The sequence below is a fragment of the Flavobacterium sp. GNP001 genome (genome assembly GCF_054343775.1).
Map to the genome: position 1 here is coordinate 22,336 of NZ_JBTGUX010000011.1, position 6,000 is coordinate 28,335.

Here is a 6,000-nt window from a genome sequence, read left to right on the forward strand (position 1 = left end):
TAAAATAATCTTTATCAGTCTCTAGGTCAAAACCATATTGAAACTGTAAAGCCATTGTTTTGTACCAAGACAGTCGACCTGATTTTTGATTTGCTAACCCGTTGTGACTTCTGCCTCATGCGTATCAAAAAGCGCCTCTAATAACCATATTGAAAAAGAAACTGCAAACACGAATAGTCTAAAAATGGCAAATTTACTAGTGGAATTTAGTGAGGATAAGTTCTCATTTGCTGTGATGTTAGCAAAGATTTCGTTTTGTATTACTTGAATTGATCGCGCCATTATCTTACTATAAATGTGGTTCCTATTGTCATTGTTCCTATTCCCAATGTTGGGTTAATCGTTTCTAAATTGTCGTTTGTAATACCTGTTGCTGGAATGATGTTTTTGCTTTCAAGAAATTGAATTTCTCTTTTCAAAACTTCGATTCCCTGAGGAATCACTATACTTTCTCCAGCGATTATATGATCGGTTACTGAGCGACCATTTGCCATTGCTATTGCATAAGCATTTACAACGCTTCCGGTGCTTTGTATTGCAATGTCAAACCATGTTTGTAATACTAGAGCTGTTATCATTTTAGTTTTGGTAAGTTGCCTCAACTTCTATTGTCAGGTCAGGGGCAATTTGTATTTTATTTACATTCATTCCGTCTACTGAGAATTCCTGTCTAATTTCTCTGGCTAGATTCTCTGGCGTTTGATCTTCTAAATATCTAAGAGCTCCAACACCTCTCATAGGAACCTCTTTAAACTCGCACTTATCGCTTAAAATCAAAATTTTTTGATGTTGTGCGGTACTTTCACCTACAAAAAAATCCCCATCAATTATTTGAACATCTAAACTTTCTGATAAAAGAATGTCTTGTGGCATATTAATTTATATTACCGGTTCCGGTACCTGTTTGACTGGTTGCCGTTCCTGTTGTTGTTACATTTACACTAACTTGTCCAGATTTTACAAAAGCTTCAAAAGCATTTGCAATACCTGTAGCTAATCGTTCTATAGATTGACTTGCATTTTGCTCCTCTTCTTGCTCAGCAGTAAACAATTCAATCAAAGCATTTTTAAGTGCTGCTTTATTTAAACTCATTTTAAAAGCTTTTTAAATTTTGTATTCAATTCTTGAAATCTCAACTTCATCTTTACTAGCTTAATCGTAGGTCCTACGTTGGTTGTAAAAACCATGTTACCAATAGCTGTAAATAAATCATCAATTAAACTGGCTAAATTTTCGCCACCAGCCTCAACATGTACTTTATCTGTTAGCTCAAATATTGTGTTGCCAATATAGTAGCCTATCTTTTCAATTTCATCGGCAGCAATAACCATCCAATCCTCATCATCCTCCACACGAACGGCCAATACATAACTGCTTGAACTTTCGGCACCAGGATAAAACTTTTGTTACCTGTGAGAACCGGGCGAAGTCGAACGTCAAAAAAAACTCCTGTCCGTCTTCATCAATTAAAACACAGGTTGCCTTTGTTTCATCTACTGATTTTACCTTAGCAATGTTACTCACGGCAGGACCGTCACTTTTAGCCATTGCTTTAAAGCCTTCTCGTATTTGTTCAGCTGTTGCCATTTACTGTGTTATAAATCCTAATTCAATTGTTTGCCTACCTCCAGCAGTTCCAAACTCACCCGATACCGCTTCAATAAAAAACGAACCTGATTTTTCAGGATAATATCAAACCCGTCAATTTCGGCTATGTCACCCTTATTGGAGGCGGGTTCTAGGAATGCTGTTATATTACCCTCGTAACCGTTATAATTACTTTTTGTCTGCAATCGGTTTGCAATTTGCTTGAGTAAATCAGCAGGAATACCCGCTTTTATTTTCACAGCTTTTTCATTACTGTATTTATCAGTATCCGATTTAGTGCGTTTTACTTCTCCTTTTCCATCTTTCTCCTGGATCACTACACGAACATTTTTATCAACGATTCGCTTTTTAAAATCATCATCTTTAAACGTGATATTTTCCAACCTAATCGAAGCTTTATTGTTTTGCCCTTTTTACCAAACTGTGTACCTACATACAGCTCATTAAAATTGAAATAAACCGCTAACCGACATTCTTTTTTTAACCATTCTAAAACCTGAATACCAGTAGCATTTTTAAACCTTACATTCGTCAATGGAATATTTGGAATTTCAGACGATAAAACTATACCTGTACCAGAACACAAATCAGTAAGCAATTGTTTAACCGTGACGCTCGAGTAACTTTTATTAAAAATCACATCATATAATAAGTAACTATAACCTTCGCATTCTATCTTTACTGGAATGCCCATATTGACCCGCTTTATAAATCCCTCAAAGCGTTTTGTGTTTTTGCCATCATAACCAAGAGCAATACTAATTTTGTCATTCTCTTTAAAAAGATACTGAGGCTTTTTGTCGGATTCTTGAATGTCAACTGTTACTGTTTTCGTATTATTCAAATATTTAATCCTAGGTAGCTCAATAGTGCATGTATCTGTAAAACTGTTAACATCCGTTTTCCAAGTAACCTTTGAAGGTTTTATATTTGGATAGCCTCCAATAGTGATATCGCTGGTTAGGTAAAACATATTTAAAAAGTTAAGTCTTCAATATAATCTGTCTCTACAGTCATTGTAAACGGTCGAATCCATGGTGCTTTTCCTTGTACTTCTGGAAAGTCTAAAGCACTAACAGCAACTCTACAGTTTTTATCTAAAAATATTTCAGGATAACCACCGTGTAGCTCTACAGGCTCAGTTGTTTCAAAAATGTCTTTCAATTTTAATATTTGATCTTCGGGAACCATTCGGTTTTTACCAATCAAAAAGCCTTTTATTGAAAAACGATAGTCATCAATGGCAAAACATTCTTTTACTTTTCCTTTGCGTTCACTAACTGGTGTTCTAATGATTTCCTTCATCATGTTTACGCCTACGGTACAAGCTTCGATTTCAATCTCAATAGGAGTTAATCTATTGTTTTCAACAAAAAATGACTTGAAAGTTATCGGAAACCAAATATCCTGACCGTAAGTCCCAATTTTATTAAAAGCAATGTTTTTACTTGAATAGTCAATACTGCCTTTTGGTCTTGAATTTTCCGTTGTGATGGAATAACCTATCTCTTCAGTAATAGGTTTGGTGTTGCCGTCTGGATTAATGAAATAAGGCGAATTATTAAAATACGTCTTGTATAATTTATACAGATCAAATGCCGTGTTTGTACTCATTTTAAACCATTTTTGAACCGTTATACACTACTCGCGCAAAACACTCCATTACTATTTTTTCAATCTCATTAGCAGATTCGCCAGCGTTCAAAGTGGTAAATTGTAAGTTGTCAAAAAACTTCCCTACAGTAATATTGATCACTTTAGGACCCGCTCCCGATACCGTGGCACCTGCTGACTGACTAGAGGCATTATTTGATGCCATAACTGCTGCGCCTGAGCCTAATTGTGATTCCTTTACTTTTGCTTCCTTATCGGCTCTCGCTTTAGCAACCTTGCTATCAAGCAATGATTGGTTCCTTGCTTTAGTATATGCTGTCTCCGCTTCCCTTTGTTGCCTCTGCAAAAACGTTTGTTGCAAAACCTGTAATAGGGTTTGTTTTTAATAGATTGCCTCCTATACTAGATAATATTCCGGGTATGGCTTTAAAGTTTCCACTAAAAATAGCACTGAACAAATTACCAACTCCCGAGAATACTTTTAAAATTGCTTTGGGAATTTGAGTAAAAGCCTCTATAATCATATTAGGTATTTTGCTAAACATCCCCATGATATTACTACCTACTTGTTTTAACACTCCCCAAACACCGTCAACCATTGACCTAAATCCAGAAAAACGATTGTAAGCAATTGCAAGTCCAGCTATCAAAGCCCCTATAGCAACAACAACAATGCCTATTGGATTTGCAGTCATAGCTATATTTAGCAACCATTGAGCAGCCGTAACAATACCAGTTTTAATTGCTAGCACTGCCATTATAGCTTGATAAGTTACCAATGCGCCACCAATAACACCAAGAGTAACAATAAAAATATTAGCACTAGTGGTGCCTGAGTTTATCCAATTTGCAAATTCAGCGATATAACTTCCAGCAGTTAAAAAAGCGGTGCCAATATGAAGCGCTCCTGTAATCAAGGGCATAAATGCAACGCCTATTCTTGCAAGTGTATTGATCATTTTTTCTCTGGAAATTGCTCCACTTTCCTTGCATACTGTTTCGTGCATTTTCTAGAGCTCCATAGTATAAACCTCCTTTTGATGCTGACATAGATAAAGCGGCTGATAATTGCTCATAAGTAACATCCATCTCCTTGACTCGGTCAATACTTCTACCTGTACTCTCTGCTAATAAAGCGTAAACATCAATACCAGCTATACCGAACTGACGCACATCCATTGCGGTAGCTCTACCCACCGTCTCTACTCGTTGCATATTAGCTGCCATTCTAGTCAGTGTGTCGCTCGTACCACCAACCGCTACAACTGCATTCGCTAAGTTCATGCTGTCATATCTTGAGCCTTAGCATTGGCTCCAGCCGAAATTAAGGAACGATTAACTTCTAACAGTGATTGTGTGCCAAATGGTGTAGCTTCAGCATCTTTTTCGACATTAGCATACGCCGTATTGGCTGCCTGCTTTCCTAAAAAAGTAGACATACCATTGATGTTAGTTTCTTTGTTCATGGCTCCTTGAACAATTGAACCTAAACCACTGCCTGCCATTGCAACACCAGCAGTTGCAATACCTCCAATCATAGAACCTACTGCAACACCTCCTATACCGATTCCACCACTACGGCTAGAACCGCCAACATTGCCAGCGTGATTGCTTGACATTCTTTGCAAACCGGCAAGCTCTCTTCGCGCTGCGGCTATTTGGCTAGGAATGGTACTTCTTGAAATGATATTTTCAACCTCTCTAATTCTAGATTGAAGCTCGTTAAAGCTCATTCCTAAAACTTGATTTCTCCTGGTAACTTGATCAAACAGACTGGCCGGATTCCTTATTTAAATGCCGATTGTGAGGCCGAACCAACTCTCGTTATGTTCGAACTCATCATATCGCGCATTTTTAAAACAAATTCAATCGTATTATTCATGTCTTAGTTACCTTCTTTTTTAGCCAATTCTAGTGCTATTCCGGTGCGATAAAAAAACAGTTCTTCGCCCCATTCCTTTATTGCGTTTGCTCCAAACTTCATACTGCCGTATACGATCAAGTAATCAATTCCTGCTTTTTGTTCTTGACAGTCTTTTATACCTTTATCACTAAAGGCGAAAAAACTCGGCTTTTCTTCCCTTCCAAGATGTTGTTTATTTGCAAGAATACTGCAATGAATTTGTCTTCGTCTTCAATCAATGGGTGATCGCCTTCGAGCCATAATTTTTCCATAATGTAAGCAACGGCTTTGCTCATACCATTACTACCGATTGCGGTCATATAATCGCCTAAATCATCGTAGCGGTAACAGGGCGTAAAACGGCTCATATCACTCTCCACTTTCAAACAGATCAACTCACGGCCACCGTGTTCTTGTTTCCATTTATCTAATTTCTCTTGAGTAAAACGAGCAATAAATGCCGCCTTACTGTCAGATAAATCACTAGACGGTGCTGTTTTTTCGGATTCTTTTGCCTGTCTATTTGCAAATGCGGACTTTAGATCACCCGCTGGAATTACATTGTTTTTCATTTTTTTGTTTTTTTGATGCTTTTTTTGATTTAATCCCCTCCAGAAGAGGGGATTTTTTTTTAAGGTAAGATCACGTTCATTGCCAGGTAAGGCAATGTAATTTCTCTAAATTTGGCATTTTGCTCAAGATCGGTTCCTGCCTCAGTAAAGGCAACTCCAGAGGCTACATAAGTTTTAACTGGATCAATCAATCTTTTTTTGAAAGCACAAGTAATAACAATGGCTTCGTGTGGTACATCTGTGATGTCACTAAATCCTGCATCTCTAGCGGCTTTATTCATGGCATCGGCTTCAAAACCTAA

At 37.4% G+C, this 6,000-nt stretch carries 14 protein-coding genes; all 14 read right to left on the reverse strand.

Going from position 1 to position 6,000, the window contains the following annotated elements; genetic code table 11:
- Positions 1–281 precede the first annotated feature (281 nt).
- The gene (locus tag ACXX8U_RS14810; protein WP_458566522.1) at positions 282–578 is read right to left on the reverse strand and encodes a hypothetical protein; all 297 of its coding nucleotides are present in this window, start codon (positions 576–578) and stop codon (positions 282–284) included.
- Position 579: 1 nt separating this feature from the next.
- Entirely contained in the window at positions 580–873 is a 294-nt protein-coding gene (locus ACXX8U_RS14815; RefSeq protein WP_458554128.1) for a hypothetical protein, read from the reverse strand.
- A 1-nt stretch (position 874) separates the two neighbouring features.
- Positions 875–1,093 carry a hypothetical protein gene (locus tag ACXX8U_RS14820; protein ID WP_458554127.1) on the reverse strand — a complete coding sequence of 73 codons (219 nt, stop codon included), beginning with the start codon at positions 1,091–1,093 and terminating at the stop codon, positions 875–877.
- Positions 1,090–1,365 carry a hypothetical protein gene (locus ACXX8U_RS14825; protein WP_458566523.1) on the reverse strand — a complete coding sequence of 92 codons (276 nt, stop codon included), beginning with the start codon at positions 1,363–1,365 and terminating at the stop codon, positions 1,090–1,092. Before ACXX8U_RS14825 ends, ACXX8U_RS14820 begins: the two co-directional genes overlap by 4 nt.
- Positions 1,343–1,588 carry a hypothetical protein gene (locus ACXX8U_RS14830; protein ID WP_458566524.1) on the reverse strand — a complete coding sequence of 82 codons (246 nt, stop codon included), beginning with the start codon at positions 1,586–1,588 and terminating at the stop codon, positions 1,343–1,345. Before ACXX8U_RS14830 ends, ACXX8U_RS14825 begins: the two co-directional genes overlap by 23 nt.
- Before the next feature lie 17 nt (positions 1,589–1,605).
- Positions 1,606–1,926 carry a hypothetical protein gene (locus ACXX8U_RS14835; RefSeq protein ID WP_458566525.1) on the reverse strand — a complete coding sequence of 107 codons (321 nt, stop codon included), beginning with the start codon at positions 1,924–1,926 and terminating at the stop codon, positions 1,606–1,608.
- The gene (locus ACXX8U_RS14840) at positions 1,926–2,582 is read right to left on the reverse strand and encodes a hypothetical protein (protein WP_458566526.1); all 657 of its coding nucleotides are present in this window, start codon (positions 2,580–2,582) and stop codon (positions 1,926–1,928) included. Before ACXX8U_RS14840 ends, ACXX8U_RS14835 begins: the two co-directional genes overlap by 1 nt.
- Positions 2,583–2,584: 2 nt before the next feature.
- Positions 2,585–3,223 (reverse strand): DUF6046 domain-containing protein, encoded by a 639-nt coding sequence (locus tag ACXX8U_RS14845; RefSeq protein WP_458566527.1) that lies wholly within the window; start codon positions 3,221–3,223, stop codon positions 2,585–2,587.
- A 1-nt stretch (position 3,224) separates the two neighbouring features.
- Entirely contained in the window at positions 3,225–3,512 is a 288-nt protein-coding gene (locus ACXX8U_RS14850) for a hypothetical protein (protein ID WP_458554122.1), read from the reverse strand.
- Between the two features lie 16 nt (positions 3,513–3,528).
- Positions 3,529–4,182 carry a hypothetical protein gene (locus ACXX8U_RS14855; protein ID WP_458566528.1) on the reverse strand — a complete coding sequence of 218 codons (654 nt, stop codon included), beginning with the start codon at positions 4,180–4,182 and terminating at the stop codon, positions 3,529–3,531.
- Positions 4,079–4,507 (reverse strand): hypothetical protein, encoded by a 429-nt coding sequence (locus ACXX8U_RS14860; RefSeq protein WP_458566529.1) that lies wholly within the window; start codon positions 4,505–4,507, stop codon positions 4,079–4,081. Before ACXX8U_RS14860 ends, ACXX8U_RS14855 begins: the two co-directional genes overlap by 104 nt.
- The gene (locus ACXX8U_RS14865; RefSeq protein ID WP_458566530.1) at positions 4,504–4,956 is read right to left on the reverse strand and encodes a hypothetical protein; all 453 of its coding nucleotides are present in this window, start codon (positions 4,954–4,956) and stop codon (positions 4,504–4,506) included. The genes ACXX8U_RS14860 and ACXX8U_RS14865 overlap by 4 nt, the downstream gene beginning before the upstream one ends.
- Positions 4,957–5,260: 304 nt before the next feature.
- Positions 5,261–5,698, reverse strand: coding sequence for a hypothetical protein (locus tag ACXX8U_RS14870; protein ID WP_458566531.1), 438 nt, complete (start codon positions 5,696–5,698; stop codon positions 5,261–5,263).
- Between the two features lie 59 nt (positions 5,699–5,757).
- Positions 5,758–6,000: hypothetical protein (locus ACXX8U_RS14875; RefSeq protein ID WP_458566532.1), on the reverse strand; the 243-nt coding region annotated here is incomplete at its 5' end.